This window comes from Streptomyces caeni, assembly GCF_042678285.1.
Classification (GTDB): domain Bacteria; phylum Actinomycetota; class Actinomycetes; order Streptomycetales; family Streptomycetaceae; genus Streptomyces; species Streptomyces caeni.
In genome coordinates this window covers 22,249-43,728 of record NZ_JBHUDX010000058.1, presented here as the reverse complement: position 1 = coordinate 43,728, position 21,480 = coordinate 22,249, and the positions used below count along the sequence as shown (strand labels likewise).

The 21,480-nt window shown below is 71.5% G+C and carries 19 protein-coding genes; 10 read left to right on the top strand and 9 right to left on the bottom strand.

What is annotated here, in order from left to right; genetic code table 11:
- Position 1: 1 nt before the first annotated feature.
- Both ACFSL4_RS21205 and ACFSL4_RS21200 read right to left on the bottom strand, forming a co-directional pair.
- Positions 2–1,693, bottom strand: a complete 1,692-nt coding sequence (locus tag ACFSL4_RS21205) for a class I adenylate-forming enzyme family protein (RefSeq protein WP_381085128.1) — start codon at positions 1,691–1,693, stop codon at positions 2–4.
- A 66-nt stretch (positions 1,694–1,759) separates the two neighbouring features.
- Positions 1,760–3,616 carry a sigma-54-dependent Fis family transcriptional regulator gene (locus tag ACFSL4_RS21200; RefSeq protein ID WP_381085125.1) on the bottom strand — a complete coding sequence of 619 codons (1,857 nt, stop codon included), beginning with the start codon at positions 3,614–3,616 and terminating at the stop codon, positions 1,760–1,762.
- Between the two features lie 252 nt (positions 3,617–3,868).
- Here ACFSL4_RS21200 and ACFSL4_RS21195 point away from each other — a divergent pair, with 252 nt between their 5' ends.
- The 7 genes from ACFSL4_RS21195 (at position 3,869) to ACFSL4_RS21165 (ending at position 13,279) form a co-directional block, all read left to right on the top strand.
- A complete protein-coding gene (locus ACFSL4_RS21195; protein ID WP_381085122.1) occupies positions 3,869–5,782 on the top strand; it encodes a hydantoinase/oxoprolinase family protein in 1,914 nt (637 codons plus the stop codon).
- A gap of 71 nt (positions 5,783–5,853) precedes the next feature.
- Positions 5,854–6,282: an acetone carboxylase subunit gamma gene (locus ACFSL4_RS21190; RefSeq protein ID WP_381085119.1), complete on the top strand. Its 429-nt coding sequence runs from the start codon at positions 5,854–5,856 to the stop codon at positions 6,280–6,282.
- A 34-nt stretch (positions 6,283–6,316) separates the two neighbouring features.
- On the top strand, positions 6,317–8,446 hold the full coding sequence (locus tag ACFSL4_RS21185; RefSeq protein ID WP_381085116.1) for a hydantoinase/oxoprolinase family protein: 2,130 nt from the start codon (positions 6,317–6,319) through the stop codon (positions 8,444–8,446).
- Between the two features lie 49 nt (positions 8,447–8,495).
- Positions 8,496–10,799 (top strand): hydantoinase B/oxoprolinase family protein, encoded by a 2,304-nt coding sequence (locus tag ACFSL4_RS21180; protein WP_381085113.1) that lies wholly within the window; start codon positions 8,496–8,498, stop codon positions 10,797–10,799.
- A 235-nt stretch (positions 10,800–11,034) separates the two neighbouring features.
- Entirely contained in the window at positions 11,035–11,841 is an 807-nt protein-coding gene (locus ACFSL4_RS21175) for a hypothetical protein (protein WP_381085110.1), read from the top strand.
- Between the two features lie 17 nt (positions 11,842–11,858).
- Positions 11,859–12,638: a CoA transferase subunit A gene (locus tag ACFSL4_RS21170; protein ID WP_381085107.1), complete on the top strand. Its 780-nt coding sequence runs from the start codon at positions 11,859–11,861 to the stop codon at positions 12,636–12,638.
- Positions 12,639–12,640: 2 nt separating this feature from the next.
- Positions 12,641–13,279, top strand: a complete 639-nt coding sequence (locus ACFSL4_RS21165) for a 3-oxoacid CoA-transferase subunit B (protein ID WP_381085104.1) — start codon at positions 12,641–12,643, stop codon at positions 13,277–13,279.
- 77 nt (positions 13,280–13,356) lie between these two features.
- Here ACFSL4_RS21165 and ACFSL4_RS21160 read toward each other — a convergent pair whose 3' ends face one another.
- Positions 13,357–13,941, bottom strand: coding sequence for a hypothetical protein (locus ACFSL4_RS21160; protein WP_381085101.1), 585 nt, complete (start codon positions 13,939–13,941; stop codon positions 13,357–13,359).
- 372 nt (positions 13,942–14,313) lie between these two features.
- Here ACFSL4_RS21160 and ACFSL4_RS21155 point away from each other — a divergent pair, with 372 nt between their 5' ends.
- The 3 genes from ACFSL4_RS21155 (at position 14,314) to ACFSL4_RS21145 (ending at position 15,954) form a co-directional block, all read left to right on the top strand.
- Positions 14,314–14,610 (top strand): hypothetical protein, encoded by a 297-nt coding sequence (locus ACFSL4_RS21155; RefSeq protein ID WP_381085098.1) that lies wholly within the window; start codon positions 14,314–14,316, stop codon positions 14,608–14,610.
- 361 nt (positions 14,611–14,971) lie between these two features.
- Positions 14,972–15,160, top strand: a complete 189-nt coding sequence (locus tag ACFSL4_RS21150; protein WP_381085095.1) for a hypothetical protein — start codon at positions 14,972–14,974, stop codon at positions 15,158–15,160.
- 80 nt (positions 15,161–15,240) lie between these two features.
- Positions 15,241–15,954 (top strand): helix-turn-helix transcriptional regulator, encoded by a 714-nt coding sequence (locus tag ACFSL4_RS21145; protein ID WP_381085092.1) that lies wholly within the window; start codon positions 15,241–15,243, stop codon positions 15,952–15,954.
- Positions 15,955–15,956: 2 nt separating this feature from the next.
- Here ACFSL4_RS21145 and ACFSL4_RS21140 read toward each other — a convergent pair whose 3' ends face one another.
- From ACFSL4_RS21140 to ACFSL4_RS21115, 6 genes are read right to left on the bottom strand one after another with little or no spacing between them, the layout of a single operon-like run.
- Positions 15,957–16,262, bottom strand: coding sequence for a putative quinol monooxygenase (locus ACFSL4_RS21140; RefSeq protein ID WP_381085089.1), 306 nt, complete (start codon positions 16,260–16,262; stop codon positions 15,957–15,959).
- Positions 16,259–17,212, bottom strand: a complete 954-nt coding sequence (locus ACFSL4_RS21135; protein WP_381085087.1) for a sugar kinase — start codon at positions 17,210–17,212, stop codon at positions 16,259–16,261. Before ACFSL4_RS21135 ends, ACFSL4_RS21140 begins: the two co-directional genes overlap by 4 nt.
- Positions 17,209–17,877, bottom strand: a complete 669-nt coding sequence (locus ACFSL4_RS21130; protein WP_381085084.1) for a bifunctional 4-hydroxy-2-oxoglutarate aldolase/2-dehydro-3-deoxy-phosphogluconate aldolase — start codon at positions 17,875–17,877, stop codon at positions 17,209–17,211. The genes ACFSL4_RS21135 and ACFSL4_RS21130 overlap by 4 nt, the downstream gene beginning before the upstream one ends.
- Complete coding sequence (locus tag ACFSL4_RS21125; protein WP_381085082.1) at positions 17,874–19,439, bottom strand: GMC oxidoreductase; 1,566 nt, start codon at positions 19,437–19,439, stop codon at positions 17,874–17,876. Before ACFSL4_RS21125 ends, ACFSL4_RS21130 begins: the two co-directional genes overlap by 4 nt.
- Positions 19,436–20,350 (bottom strand): carbohydrate ABC transporter permease, encoded by a 915-nt coding sequence (locus ACFSL4_RS21120; RefSeq protein ID WP_381085079.1) that lies wholly within the window; start codon positions 20,348–20,350, stop codon positions 19,436–19,438. The genes ACFSL4_RS21125 and ACFSL4_RS21120 overlap by 4 nt, the downstream gene beginning before the upstream one ends.
- A 1-nt stretch (position 20,351) precedes the next feature.
- A complete protein-coding gene (locus ACFSL4_RS21115; protein ID WP_381085076.1) occupies positions 20,352–21,410 on the bottom strand; it encodes a carbohydrate ABC transporter permease in 1,059 nt (352 codons plus the stop codon).
- Positions 21,411–21,480: the final 70 nt, after the last annotated feature.

The window sequence follows — 21,480 nt, the reverse complement described above, 5'->3', positions numbered from 1 at the left end:
CCTACTTTCTTCCCATGGGTCTGGACTGGTCCTTCGTGGGATCGGCGGCTCCAGCGGGGCTCCGGACACGGGTGTCCTGGACGTGGACGGAGCCGGAGCAGTTCGCTGGGGCAGTCGGCAAAGCCCCCTCGGGGCTCGGGGTGAGGCGGAAACGGCGGATCTTCCCGACCGAGGTGCGGGGCAGTGCGTCCACGACGGTCCAGGCCCGGGGCCGCGAGGCGGGGGTGAGACGGTCGGCCGCCCAGGCGTCGAGCCGGACCGCGGTCGGCGGGTGTTCGGGGTCGCTCGGGACGACATAGGCGACCGGGACCTGATCGCGGACGGGGTCCGGAGCGGCCACCACCGCGGCCTCCAGCACCCCGGGGGCTTCGGCGAGAGCGGCCTCGACCTCGGTCAGGGAGACGTTCTCGCCGGCGACCTTGATGACGTCGTCGACCCTGCCCACGAAGCTGAACTGACCGTCCGCCTCCCGGCGGACGAGATCCCCGGTGCTGAACCACACCTGGCCGCTCTCCGGCACGGGGAGACCGAGGTCGGGGAAGGCACGGGCGTTCGCGGCGGGGTGGTCCAGATACCCCCGGAACAGATCCTTCCCGCGGTGCCCGGCCAGTGTGAGCACGCCCGGCTCCCCGTCCGGCACCGGCCGGCCGGTGACCGGGTCCAGGAGGACGACGTGGCGTCCTGGGACCACGGCGCCGATGCGCGCCGGGTCGGGGCCGTCGGGCGGGGCGGCCGTGACCACGGCCAGGGTCTCGGTCATCCCGTAGATCTGCCGGGGCGCGACACCGCACAGCCCGGCCAGTTCGGCCCACTGCCCGTGGGCGAGGTTCTGTGCGAACCACACATGCCGCAGCGCGAGGGCCGGCGCGTCGGCGCGTCGCCGTGCCAGGATCATCCGGATCGGCGCGGCGAACAGACTCGCGTGAGTCGCGCCCAGCTCGGCGACCTCGTGGGGCCACCGGCTCGCGGTGAAGCGGGCGGTCAGCCCCACCGAGGCGCCGACGGCGATGGCCGACGCGAAGCAGTAGTACTGCGCGTTCGCGTGGAAGAGCGGCAGACAGACGTACCAGCGATCCATGGGACCGAGACCCGAGAGGTCCGCCATGGCCGTGGCGACATGGAGGTAGTTCCGCTGAGTGAGCTCCACCGCCTTCGGCTCCGACGTCGTTCCGGAGGTGAACATGACCGCGATCCGGTCCTCGGGGCGAGGAAGCGCTGAGCGCTCGGGGCGGGAACGCGGAGCCGCGAGGAGCAAAGAGCCCGGTGCGAGGTCGGCGGCCGTCTCGGTGAGCGGGAGGACATACGGGACGCGGCCGTCGGCGCCCTCGCGCACCGTGGCCTGCCTCGCGGTGGCGCACACCGTCACGACGGGGCGGGTGCGGGTGACGTGGCGGGCCACGTCCCGGGCCGACGACGCCGGATCCACCGGCACCATCCACGCGCCGAGCCGGCTCGTCGCCAGCCACAGCGCGACGAAGGCCGGGCAGTTGCGCAGAACGACATGGACCGGACTGCCCGGGCGCACACCGCACGCCGTCAGCCGGGCCGCCACGCCCTCGACGAGCGCGTCGAACTCGGCGTAGGTCCAGGTGGACACCGCCCCGCTGTCGGCGCGGAAGAGAAGAAACGTGTGGTCTGTGTGGTTCCTGACGGCCCGGTCCCAGAGGCCGGCGAAGGTCTGCGGGCTTCCCATGCCCTCGACGATAGGGAGAGCGGCGGCACGCCGGCCGTCCCAATGTGGGACAGTCCCGGCCGTTTCTCAAGCCGTGATCCCGTACGACCGCAGCTTGCGGTACAGGCTGCTCCGCGACATGCCGAGGTGCGTCGCGGCGGCGACGCGGTTGCCGCCCTTGTCCCGTAGCGCCGCGATGATCGCGTCGCGTTCGGCGGCCTCGATGCGTGTGAGGATCTTGTGGGACCGGGTCTGGCAGTAGTTCGGCAGGTCCTGGTCCTGGATCTCCCCCACCGGCCGCGCGCGCAGCGCATGGGTCAGCGCCTCACGCAGCTGCGAGACGTTGCGCGGCCAGGTGTACCGGGCAACGGTTCGCATGGCCGTGGGGGACAGCCGCACCCGCCGGCCCGGCGCGATCTCCTCCAGGACCCGGCTGACGATGAGCGCCAGGTCCTCGGTGCGGAATCGGAGCGGCGGGATGGTCACGGCGACCTCGAAGTGTCCGAGGAGCGCATGGAACGGCAGGTCGGAGTCGAGGCTGGAGTCCGACACCGTCGCGGCGAACGTGACAGGAGCCTTCGTCGAACCGAGGGTCGTGAACAGCTCGTCGATGCGTTCGACCCCCTCCGTGCTCGCCTGGTCGATGTTCCGGACGATGCACAGGGTCTGCTCACGGGTGCTGCCCAGCAGCGCGTCGAGGTCGCTCTCCCCCGAGTGCAGCTGGCTCGCGTCGACGGCGACGCTGCGGCCGCAGGGGTGGTCGGCGTGGAAGAGCTCGGCGACGAGGGTGAACTTGCCCGCCCCCGTCTCGCCGAGGACGATCGTCGGGGCCTTCGCGGTGAGGGCGTCGCGTAGTTCCGAGCAGGCGCGGATCCACGCCGGGGACGAGCCGGAGGCGATCGGCACATGCGGCCGGCGCAGGTCGCCGACGAGCCCTCTGGTCTCGGCACCCGCCGTCGCCACTCGTGGCAGGACACGGTCGTCGAACTCCGGGCCGGGGGCTGGGGACCAGGGATGTGACGCCCGGTCGGTCACGGCCTCGGCGATGACGACGATGCCCGCGGTGTCGGAGCCCGAGACGATCCGGGTCCCGCGTATGCGGATCATCCGGCCGGACTGCAGGGCCATCGTCTCGCTGACACGGTCGCGGCGGGCCATGAGGAAGGTCGCGTGTTCCCGGACGGCCAGCTGCTCGACCGGGTCGAACATGGCCTGGGCCGCGGCATTGGCCATGAACACGGAGTCGGCGAAGGCGAACACCGCCTGCCGGGTCGAGCGGGCGTCGGCCCTCAGATAGGTCTCGAAGAGTGCCTGCTGGGCCTGGTTCCGGTCGAGCAGAAGGTTGCGCCCGATGTCCTTGGCCGCCGACTTGACGAGCGTGTGCACGAGCGGGCTCCACGCATCGGCCAGTGTGGAGACGTCGAGGATGCCCTCGATGCGCCCGGTCAACGGGTCGATGACCGGCGCGCCGGTGCAGGCGAACGCCTGCAGCTCCTCCGTGAAGTGCTCAGGACCGACCACCGACACGGCCTGTCCCGCCTCCAGGACGGTCCCGACCCCGTTGGTGCCCTTCTTCCCCTCGGCGTAGTTGTACCCCGGGGCGAAATCGACCCGGTCGAGCAGCCGCCCGACGGCCGAGGAGGAGTCCCGGCGCTGCACCAGGCGGGCGTGGCTGTCGGTGAGAGCGATGACCAGCGGCAGGTCGGCGGTGTCGTTGCCGAGCTGGTCGAGGACCGGCTCCGCGCAGCGGACCAGACGGGAGCTGGTGTCGATGTCGTCACTGAAGTCCGTCGGCGGACGGCTGATGTCCACCCCGGCCCGCTGACTGCGCACCCATGACGCGGCGAGGACGTCGGGAACGCCCGCGGCGCCCTGCTGTCCGTATTCCAGGAAGTCGGCCCGGGCTGCCGCCATACGCAGCAGCCTGCTGTTCCTGTCCGGCATACGGCCTCCTTGTCGCGGCCACCGGCGCGTGCGGCCCTCACGCGCCGGGCCCTCATGATGCCCGCGCCGCCGACCCGAACCAACCGGCGTGCATGTCCCAAGTTGGGACGGCCACGAACTCTGGGACGCCAGCACCTTGGATCTCACCGTCGAGGGCGACGGCCGGGCCGGACATCGGGGGTGCGCCCCGGGGCGGCGGCCGCGTCCCTCCCGCGGATCCGTTGCAGCCCGAGTTGCAGCCCAAGGAGTGGCATGGAAACCCTCATCAACATCGACAACGGTGGGACCCTCACCGACATCTGCGTCTGGGACGGCACCGGCTTCACCTTCACCAAGACGCTCACCACCCCCCACGACCTCTCCGAATGCCTCTTCACCGGCGTGGAGAAGGCTTCGGCGGCCTTGTACGGCACGCCCGACATCGAGCGGCTGCTGCACGCGACCCAGCACATCCGGTACTCGACCACCCAGGGGACGAACGCGCTCGTCGAGCGCCGCGGCCCGATGATCGGCATCCTCACGCCCCTGCCGGACCTCGGACCGGCGATGCGGGCCACGGCCGCACAGGAGGAACTCTTCGAGAGCCTCGTCGGCGACCGCCTCCTCACGATCGACATGGACGCCGACAACGAGACGATCGACTTCGAGGTCGTCCAGCAGGTCAACCGGCTGGCCACGCTCGGGGCCGCCCGCGTGGTCGTCGCGGGCGGCGACCCGGAGCAGGAGCGCCGACTGCGGACGGTCCTGCTCCGCAAGTTCCCCCGGCATCTTCTCGGCTCCATCCCGGTCATCTACAGCTGGGACCTGGCGGGCGACCGCGACGATCCCCGCCGGGTCTGGTCGTGCGTCATCAACTCCTTCCTCCACCCGACGATGGAGCGATTCCTCTACAGCGCCGAACGGCGCCTGAAGTCCTACAAGGTCCTCAACCCGCTGCTCGTCTACCGCAACGACGGTGCTTCCTCGCGGGTCGCCAAGTCGGTGGCGCTCAAGACCTACTCCTCCGGCCCCCGCGGCGGGCTGGAGGGCACGGCCGCGCTGGCCCGGGCGTACGGGCTCGCACACACCCTCATGATCGACATCGGGGGCACCACGACCGACGTCGGCGTGGTCGCCGGCGACCGGGTCACGGCGGACGAGCGGGGCACGATCAAGGGCGTCCCGGTCTCCTACCCGATGAGCGACGTCCACTCCAAGGGGGTCGGCGGGTCCTCCGTCATCGCCGTCGAGGACGGGCGGATCACGGTCGGCCCCGCATCCGTCGGGGCGGCCCCGGGGCCGGCGTGCTTCGGCTTCGGCGGCAAGCAGGCGACCATCACCGATGTCAATCTGCTGCTCGGCGTCCTCGACCCGGACACCTATCTCGACGGCACGTTCAGGCTGGACGCGGAGCGCTCCCGGGCCGTCGTCACCGACACCATCGCGACCCCGCTCGGGATCGGCCTCGAAGAGGCTCTGGTCCGGATGGAGCAGGCGTACTTCGAGGCGCTGTCCTCGTCGTTCGCGCACCTCGTGACCGAGGACACGACCCTGGCCGCGTTCGGTGGGGCCGGACCGATGAGCGCGACCGGCGCCGCCCGGCCCGCGGGGGTGCGGCAGGTCCTCATCCCGCGTACGGCGGCGGTCTTCTCCGCGTTCGGGATCGCCTTCTCCGACGTCGGCAAGACCTACGAGGTCGGCGCCCCCAAGCCGACGACCGAGGCGGCGAGGCAGACGTACGACGAACTGCTCGTCAGGGCCGAGCGGGACATGTTCCAGGAGGGCTACGCGCTCGCCGACTGCGAGACCGCCTGGGAGCTGAGCGTCGAGGAGGAGGACGGGACGCCGGTGTCGCGCTCCCCGTACCGTCCCGGCGACCCGGTCGACCACCCGGGCCGGGAGATCTCCCTCCGGCTCACCGTCACCGCCCCGCTGCCGCATCCGGAAGTGACCCCGGAGGAGGAGACCGGGACCCGGCCGGCCCCGGTCGCCGCAACCCGCTCGGTGCGGTCGGCGGCCGACCGGGTCGACGAGGTGCCGGTCCACGTCCTGACCGAACTCGGCCCCGGGGACACCGCTGTGGGCCCGGCGATCGTCGAGGGTCCCTTCTTCACCGCCCGGGTCCTGCCAGGCTGGACCTTCCGGGTCACCTCGGCCGGCGACCTGCTGCTCCACGACACGCTCTGACCCCTCCCTCGCCCCGACCCACTACCCCGACCCTCGACCCCTTGTTCTTCCCACCCCGAAGGAGGGCTCCCATGCGAGTCCCCATGACCGAGTACCTCGTCATCGACCTCGACACCGAACGCTGGGTGTGCCGGGTCTGCGACCAGGACATGGGCAGCGCGCACGGCAACTACAAGGAGGGCACCCTGGTTCACGACCGGGACCCCCGCGAGATCCACCAGCCGGTCATCGACCCCGAGCGGTACGAGTTCACCTTCTCCCCGGACCCGGAGTACTGCCGGATCCTCGAGTACTACTGCCCCGGCTGCGGCACCCAGATCGAGACCGAGTACATCCCGCCGGGCCACCCCCCGACGGTCGACATGCTGATCGACGTCGCGGCGCTCCGGGCGCAGTGGGAGGAGCGCGGTGTGGATCCCGAGGAGGTCCACACCTACGGCCCCGGCGACGACGCCCAGAAGTACACCGCCGCCCTCAGGGCCATCGGCCACGTCCGCTGACCGCACCGCGCACACGACACCCCAGGGACAGCCCATGAAGCGCATCTCCGTCGACATCGGCGGCACGTTCACCGACTGCTTCTTCGTCTGGGACGACCAGTACGTCGAGGCCAAGGCCCTCACCACCCACCACAACCTCGCCCTCGGCTTCAACGAGGCCCTCGACCTGGCGTGCCGACGGGCGGGGCTCGACCGCGGCACCGCTCTCAAGGAGGTCGACTCGGTCCGCTACGCGACGACCCTCGGCACCAACGCGCTCATCGAACGCAAGGGCCCCAAGGTCGCCGCGATCGTCACCCACGGCTTCGAGGACACGATCCCGCTCTCCCGGGGCCGCGGTTACGGCGAGGGCCTGGACTACTCGATGCAGCAGAACCTGCCCGCGGCGGAGCGGCCGGAGCCGATCGTGCCGCGCCAGATGATCCGTTCGGTCAAGGAGCGCATCAACTCGGCGGGCAAGGTCGTCGCCCCGCTCGACCCCGAGGACGTCCGCACGGTCGTGCGCGAACTCGTCGACGCCGGGGCGGAGGCGCTCGTCGTCACCCTCGTCAACGCGACCGAGAACCCGGTCCACGAACTCGCGATCCAGGAGATCGTCCTGGAGGAGTTCCCCGCCCATGAGCTGGGCGCCATTCCCGTCCTGCTCGGCCACCAGGTCTCGGGCCGCAAGGGCGAGTACGTCCGGGCGACGTCGACGATCATCGACGGCTTCCTCCACGAGATCATGTTCCACGCGCTGTCCCAGCTGTCGAACAACCTGCGCGACTCCGGCTACGACAAGCCGATGCTGGTGATCCACAACTCCGGCGGCATGGCGCAGATGAACTCGACCGACGCCCTCCAGACGATCCATTCCGGCCCGATCGCCGGCGTCGGAGCCGCCGAGCACCTCTCGAACGAGACGGGGCTCGGGCACGTCATCTCGACCGACATGGGCGGCACGTCGTTCGACATCGGCCTCGTGCCCGAGGGCGGCGTCAAGCACTACGACTTCCTGCCCACCATCGACCGCTGGCTCGTCTCGGTGCCGATGGTCCACCTCGACACCCTCGGTGCGGGGGGCGGTTCGATCGCCACGTACGACCGCATCCACGACTCGATCAGGATCGGCCCGGAGTCGGCCGGCTCCAACCCCGGTCCGGCCTGCTACGACCGCGGCGGTCTGCGCCCGACGGTGACCGACGCCGACCTCCTCCTCGGCTACCTCGACCCGGACAACTACGCCAACGGCTACATCAAGCTCAACCCGAAGCGCTCCCGGTTCGCCATCGAGGAGACCCTCTGCGACCCGCTCGACATGGACGTCCTGGACATCGCGCGGGCGATCAAGGACGGGGTGGACGAGCAGATGGCGATCGGTATCGGCAAGGAGCTGCGGGTCCGCGGCTACCTGCCGGAGGACTTCACGATGCTCGCCTACGGCGGCAACGGCCCGCTGCACGCCTGCGGCATCGCCCGCCACGCGGGGATCAGACGAGTGCTGGCCCCGCCGTTCTCCTCGGTGTTCTCCGCCTGCGGCGCCGGGAACATGAAGCAGCTCCACTTCCACGAGCGCGGCGTCCACGTGACGATGTACAACCCGACGACGCGGCAGCTCTACGACGACTACGACGAATTCAACGCCGTGGTCGAGGAGCTGGAGGCGCGCGGGCGCGAGGACCTGGTCCGCCAGGGCTTCGCCGCCGAGGACGTGAGGTACCGGCTCGAACTCGACATGCGCTACGGCAACCAGCTGCTCACCCAGGCGGTGGCGCTGGAGGACATCAGCCGTATGAACGGCGTGGCCGACGTCCTCGCCATGATCAAGATCTTCGGTGATGTCTACAGCCACCGCTTCGGGGCGTCGAGCGCCGCTCCGGAGGCCGGCATCCGGTGCAACACCGTCCGGGTCGCGTCCTACGTCGACGGGGACGTGGTGAGCTTCGACTCCCTGGAAGCCGGGGGAGAGCGCACGGTCCCGGCCGAGGTCTCCCGCCGCGACGTCGTCTTCATCGGCCATGACGACCCGGTCAGCACGCCCGTCCACGACCACAGCGTGCTCACCCACGAGCACGTCGTCCCCGGTCCGGCGATCGTCACCACGGAGAACACGACGTACCTCGTCGAGCCCGGCTGGCGGCTCGAACCGACGCGCCAGGGTGCGGTCTGGTTCCTCCGGGACTGACCCGGCACCGGCCGCCGACCCGCCATGCGAAACAGAAGGAGCCACTGACATGACCACCATCGATGACAGGCCGCCGACGCCCCTGACTCCCCAGGAGCAGGAGTGGGTCGACAAGTTCATGGACGAGACGACCCTCTTCCTCGGCCCCGACCCGGCCATCATGCGCGACCACAGCATCGCGCCCAGGTCCGCCCATGAGGAGCGGGCCATCGCTGCCGGCGTCGACCGACTCCAGGTCGAGCGCATCCGCAAGCGCATCGCCGGCGCCCTCGACGAGGGTTATGAGATGTGCGAGGCGCAGGGAGCGGCGCCCGGTGCGAAGTGGGGCGACCTCACGACCGCCATCTACACCGCTGCCGGAGACGTCTCCTACCTCTCCTGCCACGGTGTCATCGCCTTCAGCGCGATCCTGCACCACCCGATCCGCTACATCATGAAGTACTGGAAGGACGAGCCCACCGTCGGGATCCACGAGGGCGACGGGTTCATCCACAACGACGCGCGGTTCGGGAACATCCACAACACCGACCAGTCGATGATCATGCCGGTCATCAGGGACGGCGAGATCATCGCCTGGGTCGCCGCGACCATCCACGAGGGCGAGAACGGTGCCTGCGAGCCGGGCGGTATGCCCTCCGGGTCCGAGACGCCCTTCGACGACGGACTGCGGATGAGCCCTTTCAAGATCGTCGAGCGCGGGCGGCTCCGCCGAGACCTGCTCACCTTCCTCCAGCACTCCGTGCGTGACCCCAAGCTCCAGCTCGCCGACCTCAAGGTGAAGATCACCGCCGTACGCAAGATCATGGAGCGGGTCGACAAGATCATCGACGAGGTCGGGGCCGACACCTTCGTCGCGGCCCTGCGCACCACGGTCGAGGACGTCGAGGTGGAGGTGCGCCGACGGATCAGCGAACTGCCCGACGGCACCTACCGTTTCGACCAGTTCATGGACTCGACCCTGAAGGAGAACATCCTCATCAAGTTCGCCTGCAAGGTGACCGTCAAGGGCGAGGAGATGACCATCGACCTGCGCGGCACGGGCCCGGAGATCCTCAACCGAGCCATCAACAGTCCGCTCTGCTCGGTCAAGTCGATGATCATGCAGGCCATCCTGGCCTTCTGGTGGCCCGACCTGCCGCGCTGCACCTCGGCCATGAGCTGTATCGAGATCATCTCGGACGAGGGCACCTGGGCCGACGCCTCCTACGACGCGCCGATGGGGCAGTCGCTCCAGGCGTCGTTCCGCGGCTTCTCCGCCGCGCAGGCGCTCTACAGCCGGATGTCCTTCTCCACCCCGGAGAAGTACAGCAACGTCGTCGCGAACTGGTTCAACCAGATCAACACGTTCCTGTGGGGCGGAATCACCCAGCACGGCGACATGGTCGGAAACCTCTGCGCGGACCTCAACGGCATGCCGGGCGGCGCCAAGCCCTTCCGGGACGGTGAGGACGCGGTCTCCCCGCTCTTCTGCGCGATGGCCGACACCGCCGAACAGGAGGTCATGGAGGAGGAGGTCCCCTTCATGCAGCTCGTGTCCAAGCGGCTCGTCCGCGACAACATGGGCTTCGGCAAGTTCACCGGCGGAATGGGCTACGAGATGATCGTCGCCGCCGAGGGCACCCCGCAGTGGGGCTTCATGACGGTGACGTCGGGGGCGAAGTTCTCCTCCATCTACGGCATGTACGGCGGCTACGGCTGCGGCACCTATCCGCTCGCCATGGTCAAGGGGACCAACGTCTACGAGCACATCCGCCGGGACAGCAAGAAGTTCGACCTGTCGATCGAGAAGGTGATGAACGAGCGTCCCTTCGAGGACGGCCGCTACTCGACCTACCACATGGGCCTGCAGTTCGACATCGCCAAGGACGGCGAGCTCTACATGATCAGCCAGGGGGCCGGCGGCGGCTACGGCGACCCCCTGGAGCGGCTCCCCGAATCGGTCGTCAAAGACGCCGAACTCGGCCGGATCAGCCAGAAGGCCGCCGAGGAGATCTTCGGGGTGCGCTACGACCCGGAGACCTTCCGGCTGGACGTCGAGGGCACCCGGGCTGCGCGCGAGGCCGCCCGCGCGGCCAGGCTCCGGCGGGGCAAGCCCTATGCCGAATTCTGTGCCGAGTTCGTCACCCCCGAGCCGCCGGAGAACCTGCACTACTACGGCTCCTGGGGTTCGGACACCGACGACATCACGGCGACGGTCTTCACCATCGACGGCCCGCAGCGGGTGACGGCTCCGCTGAAGGAACTCCCGATCGTCATGGTCCCCGACCGGCGCGAGGTCACGATCGCCCAGCTTGAGGAGCGGGTCCGCGAGCTGGAGGACAAGCACGGCGAAGAGGTGCACCGCAAGTCCTGACCCGCCGTGCGCGACGGGCAGCCGCCCGTGGGCCGGTTCGCCGGCCACCACTTCCCGCTCGGCCGGATCGCCGTCATCTACGGCCGGGCCGGTCGTCCCCACCCCAGGGTCTGTTCTGAGTTCCCCGCCTGCGCCCCGACGCCCGGCACGCACGCCGCTGCGCGCGCTCCGCGCGGACGACGGGGAACTCAGAACAGGCCCTCCTCCGAGCCTCTCCTCGACCCCAGGAACGCCCATGGCCATGGACTTCGCCACCCTCCTCTCCGCCCCGCCCTCCGGCCGGCGGACCGCGTTGATCGTCGACCACCAGCACTACGCCCGGGCGGTCGTCCTGCAGGGCCGCCCCGTCCCGTGGACCGACCCGGTCGCCTTCGCCCAGTACACCGGGCAGGTCCAGGGCCTGCTGCGATCCGACACCACCCTGCTGGACCTGGGCGCCTACTACGACGACGCCCTCGCCCGCGAGGACACGCTGCGCGCCGGCCTGTCCGCCCGGCCGCGGACCGGGTACGCCCTGCGCACGCTGCTGGGCCACGAGCCCACCGCCGTCGCCGCCGCCGAGCTGGCCGAGGTCGTGGCGCGGGCCTCGGCCGCTCCGCTCGTCGTGCAGATCCCCTCCCCGATGCTGTGGCTGGCGCGGACCCACGAACTCAGCGGCGCCGGTCCGCTCACGGACCTGACCGCCGATCACGCGGAGACCGCCGCGATGTATGTCGCGGACTGGCTGCGGCGGCTGGCGGCACCGCCGGTCTCGATGCTGCTGCTCGACGAACGCGACCCGCGCCCCGGACGGTTGCCGCAGGCCGACGACAGCGTCTACGCACCGGTCGTCAACGTGACCGACCACTACCGCTGGACCCTGGGCCGGCGGACCGGGCAGGGCGTGACGGTCGGCGGCTCCGGGCTGACCGGACCACGGATCCCGCAGGAGTTCTGGCACGGGGACGGCGCGGCGCTGCCGTCCGGTGACTTCCTCCTCGCCGACATCCCCGCGGACGCCGCGCCGGAGACCGTCCTCGCCCAACTCGCCAAGCTCAACTGACCCGGAAGGAAGCAACGGTGGACAAAGTGGTCGCCACCGCGGCCGAGGCCGTGGCAGGCATCCGGGACGGGGCGTCGGTCGCCTCGGGCGGCTTCGGGATCTGCGGCATCCCCGCCGTGCTCATCGACGCGGTCGTCGAGGCCGGCGTGGAGCGGCTGGAGATCTACTCCAACAACTGCGGAACCGACGGCGTGGGTCTCGGCAAGCTGCTCGACCGCGGCCGGATCCGCAGGATCGTCGCCTCCTACGTGGGGGAGAACAAGGAGTTCGCCCGGCAGTACCTCGGCGGCGAACTGGAGGTCGAACTCACCCCGCAGGGCACCCTCGCCGAGCGGTTGCGCGCGGCCGGTGTCGGCATCCCCGCGTTCTACACCAGGACCGGCACCGGCACGGCGGTCGCCTCCGGCGGGCTGCCGTGGCGGTACGCCTCCGACGGCCGGGTCGCGGTCGCCTCGCCGCCCAAACCGGCCGCCGAGTTCGGCGGCGTCCCGTTCGTGCTGGAGCGGGCCCTGCCGGCGGACTTCGCGCTGGTGCGCGCCTGGAAGGGCGACCGGCACGGCAACCTGGTGTTCCGCAAGGCCGCCCGTAACTTCAACCCGGTCTGCGCCATGGCCGGCCGGATCTCCGTCGCCGAGGTCGAGCACCTCGTCGAACCCGGCGAACTCGACCCGGACGCGGTCCACCTCCCCGGCATCTACGTCGACCGCGTCCTGCCGCTGACGCCCGCGCAGGTCGCGGACAAGGGCATCGAACGGCTGACCACCAGGCCCCGCCGGGGCGCGGGACGAGGAGCGTGACCATGGCACTGACCAGAGACGAGATGGCCGCCCGCGCCGCACTGGAACTGAGGGACGGCGACTACGTCAACCTGGGCATCGGGTTGCCGACCCTGGTACCCAACCACGTCGACGCCTCCGTGGAGTTGGTGCTGCAGTCCGAGAACGGCATCCTCGGCACCGGCCCCTACCCGCACGACGGGGACGAGGACCCCGACCTGATCAACGCCGGGAAAGAGACCGTCACGGTACGCCCCGGCGCCAGCTTCTTCGACTCCGGCGCCAGCTTCGGGATGATCCGCTCGGGCCGGATCGACGCGGCGATCCTCGGGGCGATGCAGGTGTCGGCGCGCGGCGACATCGCCAACTGGATGATTCCGGGAAAGATGGTCAAGGGGATGGGCGGCGCGATGGACCTGGTCCACGGCGCGCGCAAGGTGATCGTCCTGATGGAGCACGTCGCCAGGGACGGCACCTTCAAGATCGTCAATGACTGCTCACTGCCGCTCACCGGCGAACGCGTGGTCCAGCGGATCATCACCGACCTCGCCGTGCTGGACGTCACCGACCACGGGCTGCGTCTGGTCGAGTGTGCGCCCGGCGTCACCGAGGCCGAGGTCCGCGCGGCCACCGAACCCGAGCTGATCACCGGGTCCGTGTGAGCACCGCCCTGCTGCCGTGCCCGAACGTCCCGCCTGCGGGGCCGGCGCAGGGCCGGCGTACCAAGGTCCGCGAGGCGTCACACCCCGAACAGTGAACCGCCCGCGGCCGAGAGTTCCGCGGCGCAGCGGATCGCCGCGTCGGGCGGTACGGCCATCCGGCGCAGTGCCCCGCACATCACGTCCTCGATCAGTGCCAGGCGGGCGGTGAGGTCGGCCGGGCCGACCGGGGCGCCGCGTGCGCGGCCCACCAGGGCGGTGAGCACGTCCTCGGCCCCCTTCTGCAGCTCGGCCGTGCTCTGCCAGCCGCCCGTCCGCTGCCGGCCGGAGACTCCGGCAGCCGGGAGGCCGAGCGCGTCGGAGAGGTGACGGGGCAGCGTGCCGTGCCAGTTCGGCAGGGCGCCCGCCAGCTCCGCCCGCACCCCGTCGAGGAAGAGCAGCAGCACGGCGGCGCCCATGGACGCGCTGACGGCGGGCGGTTGCGCCCCGCGTCGTCGTCCGGCGCCGGAGGAGCGGTCAACGCCCAGGTACGAGCGCAGGACGACGGGCATGGCCTCGTCCTCGGCCAAGGGGCGGCCTCGTTCGGGCGCCAACAGGGCACACACGGGGGCGATCGCCCGCGCGGCCTGCTCGGCTGCGGCCTGACAGGCGTAGTCAGTGGGCACGAGGCCGCTCCTCTCTGCTGAGACGTCGTTGTCCGCGGCGGCATCGGTTGTCGGTGTGCACGGACGGCGGCAGCGCATGGTTCACCGTCCGGGCCGCTGTTCGCCCCCTTCCGCGCCGGTCACCACGAAGCCGCCTCCGCCACAAGGCCACTCGGCCCCTTTTGTATAAATGGTGGTTGTTTATATCCTGCGCACCGTCAATACCGCGGCCACCGTGCCGAGGACAACGCATGGGAACGCCGGACACCACGGTCCAGGACACCAGCGGGGACCCGGAGGTGTCCCCGAACGGCTCTCCAGGGTGCAGGCGGGCGCGCATGATCGGTCGTGGCTGGGTGCGGCGGCCGTGCTGGTGACGGCCGTCGGGACGGCATGCTCGCAGTCGGGTTCGCGATGTCCGCCCTGCGCTGCCTCATCCCCGAGGACCGCTGGGACGACCGCTGGCCGCGGCTGTCCTTTTGGTCGCTCAACCTCGGCCTGGCGTGGATGAGCTTCGCCACCCTGCTGCCCGGCGGGGCGCTGCAGCTGTACGAGGTCCTCGACGCCGATACGCCGACGCCCGCAGCCTCGGTCATCTGCAGGGCCGTGCGAACACCGTCCTGGAATGGCTCAGGCTGCCCGGCGACGCGGTGTTCCCCGTCGGCGGGGTGCTGCCCCTGCTGTGGATGACGTGGCCGGGCGCGCGCCACCGGGTCAGCGGGTCGCGGAACCCGGACCCCCCGGACGGGACCTGCTCTTCGCCGGATCGTCTCCGACGGCGCGGCTCAGGTCGAGGCCGCCAAGGACGAGGCCGCAAGCCGGCGCCGAGCCGCCGGCGGTGCAGGAGCGGTCGTGAGCGGCGAGAGGGTCTTCGTGGCCCTGTACGCCGTCGTCCTGCTCGCCGTGGTCGGCGCGCTGGAGTACTGCGGCCGCCAGCCGACGAGCGCATGGGCCTCGCAGGTGTTCGCCGGGTACCGGCGGGCCGTGCCGGAGGCGCCCGTCCGGCCGGCCCGGCGACCGGCCGCACTCGGAGGCGGGCCGTTTCCACCGGGTGCTGTCCCTGTGCGTCGCGGTGATCGTGGTCCTGCTGGTCTCGGCGGAGCCGGTGCGCAACCACCGGCCGCTGGAGGCCTCGGGGCTCGTCGCCGCCGGGGGCCCGCACGCCGTGGCCGTCCACCGGCTGCAACGGCGCCTGCGCCAGTCCCGGCCGACCGGAAAGCAGGCAGGAAACACTTCCTGACCTGGGCCTCCACCGAACGGTAACGGGGCCCGTGAAACACACACCTGTATTTACGAACAAAGGCAAATAAAATAGCGTCCATGACCGAACAGCCCATGACCGATCCCAGTCCTCCGGCCCCCCTGGGAGAGAGCCGCTACCGGGTGCTGGAGATCCTCCGGGCGGAGCAGCAGCCCATGGGCGTACAGGACGTCGCCGCACGCACCGACCTGCACCCCAACACCGCCCGCTTCCACCTCGACGGGCTGGTCGAGGCCGGGCTGGCCACGCGCCACACGGAGGAGCGCGACCAGCCCGGCCGGCCGCGCATGGTCTACCGCGCCGCCGCGGACGCCACCAGCGGGCTGCGCAGCTACCGCATGCTGGCCGAGATGCTGACCGGCATCGTCATCGGCAGACTGCCCCAGCCCGAGCAGGCCGCCATCGAGGCCGGTGAGACCTGGGGCCGCTATCTGGCCGACCGCCCCGCGCCGCTGGAGCACCTCGACGCCGCCGAGGCGGTCCGGCGGGTGGTGCGGGTCCTTGAGATCATCGGATTCGCGCCCGAAGCGGCACCGGGTGACACGGCGGACGCGGACCAGCAGGTCATCCGCATCCGGCACTGCCCCTTCCGGGAGATCGCCGAGCAGCACCGGGAGGTGGTCTGCTCCCTCCACCTGGGCCTGATGCGCGGTGTGCTGGCGGAGGTGCGCGCCCCGATCACCGCGGAGCGGCTGGAACCCTTCGTCGAGCCCTCCCTCTGCCTGGCCCGGCTCGCCCCCGCACCCCCGGCCGGCGGGCGGCAGCCCCGCTGACGTCACACCGGCGTCAGCACGGTAACCTCCGGCGGCTCCCGCAGAAACGCACCCCGTGCGGCGAGGAACTCCCGGACGTACGTCTGGCGCTCGTGGAACACGAACGCCTCGCGGTCCCGGTACAGCTCGTAGAAGATCCGCTCGGCGGGTGCCGCGGCGGTGTGGACGGCGTAGACGAGGGTTCCCGGCTCGTGGGCGCGGACCAGGCCGACGGTGCGGGCCACCAGGGCGTCGAAGGCCGGCCCGGCCGCGTCCCGGAGGGCGAACCGCACCAGGAGGGCATAGCCGCCCCGAGGGGGAGTGATCACCGCTGGACCTCTGCGCCGGCCTGGGCGAGCCGTTCGAGTTCGGAGCGTTCGGGGGCGCCCTCCCAGTCGCCGCGGACCGCGCAGGCGGCGGCCCCGCAGATCGCCGCCGTGCGCAGGCGCCGTGCCATGGGGGCGCCTGCGATGCGCTCGGCGAGGTACCCGGCCACGAAGGCGTCGCCGGCGCCCACCGGATCGATCACGGTGGTCGGTATCGCCGCGGTCGCGTGGGCGACGCCGTCCGCGAGCGCGTACGCGCCGTGCGGGCCGCGTTTGACGACCACTTCCGAGGGCCCGAGCCGGGCCAGCCCGGTGGCCAGCGCGGCATGGTCGCCGCACGCGCCGAGCAGGGCCGCCTCGTCCTCGCCGGCGAACAGCACGTCGGCCTGCCGGGCGAGGGGGACGAGGCAGGACCGGGCCTCGTGCCGGGACCACAGCGTGGCGCGGTAGTTGACGTCGAGCGAGACCGGCACGCCGTTCTCACGCGCGAGCCGGACCGCGTACTCGACGGCGTCGCGCGCCGACGCCGACAGGGCCGGGGTGATCCCGGTGACGTGCAGCACCGCCGCACCGAGGACGAGGGACTCACCGACGTCCTCGGGCGACAGCCGCGACCCGGCGCTGCCGCGCCGGTAGTAGGTGACGCGCCGGTCGACGGCGGTCCTGCGGGTCTTGAGCATCAGACCGGTGGGGGCCCCGGCGTCCTCGCGGACGGCGCTGGTGTCGACGCCTTCCGCGCGCAGGCTCGCCAGGACCAGCCTGCCGATCTCGTCGTCGCCCACGCGCCCGATCCACGCGGCCGGGGCGCCCAGCCGCGCCGCTCCGATGGCGACGTTGGACTCGGCCCCGCCGGTGCCGAGTTCCAGGGTCCGCTGGTGGCGCAGGGGGCCCTCACCGGTCGTGGTCAACAGGCCCATCGTCTCGCCCAGGGTGACCAGGGGGCGGTCGCTCATGCGTATCCTCCTTCTTCCGCACCGCCGGGCCGGGCCGCGGGCGCGGGGTGCTGCGGCCCGGTGCAGGACCGGACGAGCGCGTCGGCCCGCCGGGTGATCTCGTCGAGGGGGGTGCCGCCGTCGCCGACGAGCGGGGTGCCGAGCCCGACGGCGAAGGCACCCGCCCGCAGATACCCGGCGGCCGCGGCGACGGTGATGCCCCCGGTCGGCATCAGACGCAGGTGCGGCAGCGGTGCCTGTACCTGCCGCAGATAGTCCGGGCCGAAGACGGCGGCCGGGAACACCTTGACGGCCGCCGCGCCCTCCCGCGCGGCCGTGAGCATCTCCGAGGGGGTCAGGGCGCCCATCACCACGGGGACCCCGTGCGGGGCGCAGCGGCCGACGACCCCCTCGACCCGTGCGGGGGTCACCACGAACGCGGCGCCGGCCGCGCAGGCGTCCGCCGCCTGGGCGGGTGCGATGACGCTGCCCACGCCCACGGTGAGTCCCAGCTCCCGCAGGGTGGCCACACTGTCCAGGGCGCCGGGCGAGGTCATCGTCACCTCGACGCAGGTGACGCCGCCGGCCGCCAGGGCGCGCGCGACGGCCGGAAAGCCGCTCGCGTCGGCGGCGCGCAGCACCGCCACCACGCGGCGCCGGGCCAGCTCGTCCAGGATCCCGTTCACGGCAGTACCTCTCCTTCACGGGCCACGCGGATCGCCTGCGCGGCGATGGTCAGGGCCGGGTTCATGGCGGCGGACGACGGGAGGAACGAGGCGTCGACCACGAACAGGTTGCGTACGTCATGGCTGCGGCAGTAGGGGTCGAGGACCGACCGGGCGGGGTCCTCGCCGGCGCGGAGCGTGCCGCACTGGTGGGAGTTGGTCTCCACACCGAAGGTGTCCGCGGCGATGAACCGGTAGCCGGCCCGGCGCATCATCCGCCGCGCGCGGGCGACCAGTTCCCGGTGGGCGCGGGTGTTGGTCGGGCTCCAGTGGACCCGGATGCGCCCCGAGGGCGCCAGGACCACCCGGTTGTCGTCGTGCGGCAGGTCCTCCGACATCACCCACCACTCCACGCTGTGCGCGGTCACGGTGCGCAGGAGCGGGCGCGGCAGCCGCGGCCGGGCGGCCTTGAGCATGGCGGCCTGCAGCTTGCCCAGCAGCTGGATGTTGCCCAGCGGGTAGGGGCCGCCCCGCCCGGGGCGGTAGTAGTCGTTGACCGCGAGCGTCTTCTGGAACCAGGTGGGGTTGGGGCGGCGCATGTCCACGGCCAGCAGGGCGGTGTTGTTGTGCTGCATGTAACCCCGGCCGACCAGACCGGAGGAGTTGCCCAGGCCGTGGGGGTGGGCCGCGGACTGCGAGCGCAGCAGCAGCGCGGCGGACTCCACGGCGCCCGCGCCGACGACGAACGTGCCCGCGCGCAGTTCGAGCGGGGCCCCGCCGCGTTCGGCCCGGGCCGCCACCACGGTGCGCCCGGAGGGGTCGGTGTCCAGGCGTACCACGCGTGTCCCGGTCAGCAGCCGGACCCGGCCGTCTTCGAGGGCGGGGCGCACCCCGCAGGTCTCCGCGTCGCTCTTGGCCCCCACCAGACAGGGGAAGCCGTCGCAGGTGCGGCAGCGCACACAGGCACCGCCCTCGCCCCGGTCGACCCCCATGGCCAGGGGGTAGGGGTGCAGGCCCTGGCGGCGCAGCCGTTCGGCGAGGTCGGCGACGTAGGGCTCGTGGCCGAGCGCGGGGAAGGGGTACGGGCCCGAGCGGTGGGGCTCGGTGGGGTCCGCGCCGGGCGAGCCGTGCACCCGGTACCACTGTTCGGCGACCGCGTAGTGCGGTTCGAGGTCGGCGTAGGAGAACGGCCAGGCCGCAGAGGTGCCCTCCCAGTGCTCGACCGCGGTGAAGTCCTCCTCACGGAAGCGGGGCAGGCTGGCCCCGTACACCTTGGTGCTGCCGCCCACGTACTGGTGGACGCCCGGAGTGAAGGTGCGCCCCGTCCGGTCCTCCCACGGCGGGGCGTTCTTGTAGCGCCGTCGCTCGAAGACGTCGGAGGGGGACCAGTTCTGCGGTTCCCGGGGCAGGAAGCCACCCTGTTCGACGAGCAGGATCCGGGCTCCGCTGCCGGCCAGGGCGCGGGCGAGGGTGCCCCCGCCCATGCCGGTGCCGATGATCAGCACATCGCAGTCGACCACCGGGCCCACCTCGCCCGTGACGAGGGCGGGGGAGGAGGCGGACCACAGGCCGGCGGTGCTCACTTGACCGATCCCGCCGTCAGGCCGCGGATGAAGTACTTGCCGAGCAGCAGGTAGATCAGCGCGGTCGGCACGGCCGCGATGACCGCCCCGGCCATGACGACGTTCCAGTTCACGGACTGGGTGCCCGAGAGGTTGTTCAGCGCCACGGTGACGGGCTGGCTCGCGGGGTCGGGCACGACGACGATGCCGAAGACGAAGTCGTTCCAGATGTTGGTGAACTGGAAGATCCCGGCGACGACGAACCCGGGCAGCGACAGCGGCAGCATCACCCGCCAGAACGTCTGCAGCACACCGGCCCCGTCGATCGAGGCCGCCTCCACGATGGCCTGCGGCACCGCCGCATAGTAGTTGCGGAAGATGAGGGTGGCGATGGGGAGGCCGTAGACGACGTGGACGAGCACGAGCCCGGGGACGGTGCCGTACAGGCCGATCTGCTGGAGGAACGTCACCAGCGGGATGAGCACGGCCTGGTACGGGATGAACATGCCCAGCAGCATGATCGTGAAGACCAGGTTGGCCTTCGGGAAGCGCACCTTCGACAGGACGAACCCGTTGAGCGCGCCGACCAGCGAGGAGATGACGGTCGCGGGCACCACCATCAGCAGGCTGTTGACGAAGTTGCCGGACAGCCGCGACCACGCCTCGTGGTAGCCGTCGAGGCTGAGGGGGGACGGCAGGTGCCACATGGTGGAGACATCGGCCTGCCCCGGCGACTTCAGCCCCGCGGAGACCATGACGTAGACCGGCAGCAGGAACAGCAGCGTGCCCACGGTCAGGGCCGCGACGACGGCCCACTGGCCGGGGGTGCGGGGCAGGCGGCGGCGCCGCGTCCGGTCGCCGGGCGCCCCGGGGCCGGGGCCGCCGGGCGGCCCGGCGGCGACGGAGGCCGGGAGCTGGGTGACGGCGGCCATGTCAGGAGTCCTCTCGGGTGTAGGTGCGGGCGAGGTAGGGCACGACGACCGCGCACACCAGCAGCAGCATCACCACGCTCGCCGCGGCGCCGGCGTTGTAGCGCAGCGCGCGGAACATCTGCTCGTAGACGAAGATGCCGGGGACGTCCGTGCTGAAGCCGACTCCGCTGCCCGCCATCGCGTACACCAGGTCGAAGATCTTCAGGCTGACGTGCCCGAGGATGACCAGGGTGGTCACGGTGACCGGCCGCAGCATCGGCAGGATCACCTTGCGGTAGGTCTGCAGATGCCCGGCGCCGTCCATCAGGGCGGCCTCCCGGACCTCGTCGGGGATGGCGGCGAGACCGGCGAGGTACATGGCCATCGCGAACCCGCCGAGCTGCCACGCGGCGGCGATCACGACCGGGATGAGAGCGAGGGGGATGCCCACCTGGGTGTGCAGATGGGTTCCGCCCGGGATGACCGACTCCAGCACGCCGTTGAGCTGCCCGACGACACGCTGGTCACTGATCCAGTCGGGGCGCAGTGGCGTGCCGGTCACAGAGGCGTAGGCGCTCGACACACCGGTCGCGTCGAGCAGCAGGTTGGCGCCGGTCTGCGGGGTGAAGATCCACCGCCAGACCACACCGGTGACGATGAAGGACAGGGCGTAGGGGAAGAGGAAGACGCTGCGGAAGAAGGCCCGCCCGACCACGACGTGGTGCACCAGGACGGCCAGCACCAGACCCAGGGCGACGGAGGCGAGGAGGAAGAGCACGGTGAAGACGACGGTGTTGCGCAGGTCCGCCTGGAAGCGGGGGGTGGCGAACAGCTCGGCGTAGTTGCCCAGGGCGGGATCGCGCAGGGTGGTGTCGCGGTTGAAGGGGTTCCACCGCTGGGTCAGGGAGATGAAGACCGTGAAGCCGATGAAGCCGTAGACGAAGACGGCCAGCAGGATGAAGCTCGGGGCGACGAGCGCCGGGCCGAGCCAGGTGCGGCGCAGCCGGGCCCAGCGCCCGTGGCTCGTGAGGCGGCCGGTGCGGACAGGCCGCCGCGCCGGGACCGTGCTCGTGTGGGTCATGGTGGACTCTTCTGTCGCTGGGGGTTCGGTGGTCGGGTGTCCTCGGCCGGGAGGGCCGAGGACACCCCGC

What these genes read in the sequence shown, in the direction of transcription:
- ACFSL4_RS21175 (WP_381085110.1), top strand. Translation starts at nt 11,035, where the DNA reads ATGGCCATGGACTTCGCCACCCTCCTCTCCGCCCCGCCCTCCGGCCGG.
- ACFSL4_RS21165 (WP_381085104.1), top strand. Translation starts at nt 12,641, where the DNA reads ATGGCACTGACCAGAGACGAGATGGCCGCCCGCGCCGCACTGGAACTG.
- ACFSL4_RS21145 (WP_381085092.1), top strand. Translation starts at nt 15,241, where the DNA reads ATGACCGAACAGCCCATGACCGATCCCAGTCCTCCGGCCCCCCTGGGA.
- ACFSL4_RS21200 (WP_381085125.1), bottom strand. Translation starts at nt 3,616, where the DNA reads ATGCCGGACAGGAACAGCAGGCTGCTGCGTATGGCGGCAGCCCGGGCC.
- ACFSL4_RS21135 (WP_381085087.1), bottom strand. Translation starts at nt 17,212, where the DNA reads ATGAGCGACCGCCCCCTGGTCACCCTGGGCGAGACGATGGGCCTGTTG.
- ACFSL4_RS21180 (WP_381085113.1), top strand. Translation starts at nt 8,496, where the DNA reads ATGACCACCATCGATGACAGGCCGCCGACGCCCCTGACTCCCCAGGAG.
- ACFSL4_RS21155 (WP_381085098.1), top strand. Translation starts at nt 14,314, where the DNA reads ATGCTCGCAGTCGGGTTCGCGATGTCCGCCCTGCGCTGCCTCATCCCC.
- ACFSL4_RS21195 (WP_381085122.1), top strand. Translation starts at nt 3,869, where the DNA reads ATGGAAACCCTCATCAACATCGACAACGGTGGGACCCTCACCGACATC.
- ACFSL4_RS21115 (WP_381085076.1), bottom strand. Translation starts at nt 21,410, where the DNA reads ATGACCCACACGAGCACGGTCCCGGCGCGGCGGCCTGTCCGCACCGGC.
- ACFSL4_RS21120 (WP_381085079.1), bottom strand. Translation starts at nt 20,350, where the DNA reads ATGGCCGCCGTCACCCAGCTCCCGGCCTCCGTCGCCGCCGGGCCGCCC.
- ACFSL4_RS21185 (WP_381085116.1), top strand. Translation starts at nt 6,317, where the DNA reads ATGAAGCGCATCTCCGTCGACATCGGCGGCACGTTCACCGACTGCTTC.
- ACFSL4_RS21190 (WP_381085119.1), top strand. Translation starts at nt 5,854, where the DNA reads ATGCGAGTCCCCATGACCGAGTACCTCGTCATCGACCTCGACACCGAA.
- ACFSL4_RS21205 (WP_381085128.1), bottom strand. Translation starts at nt 1,693, where the DNA reads ATGGGAAGCCCGCAGACCTTCGCCGGCCTCTGGGACCGGGCCGTCAGG.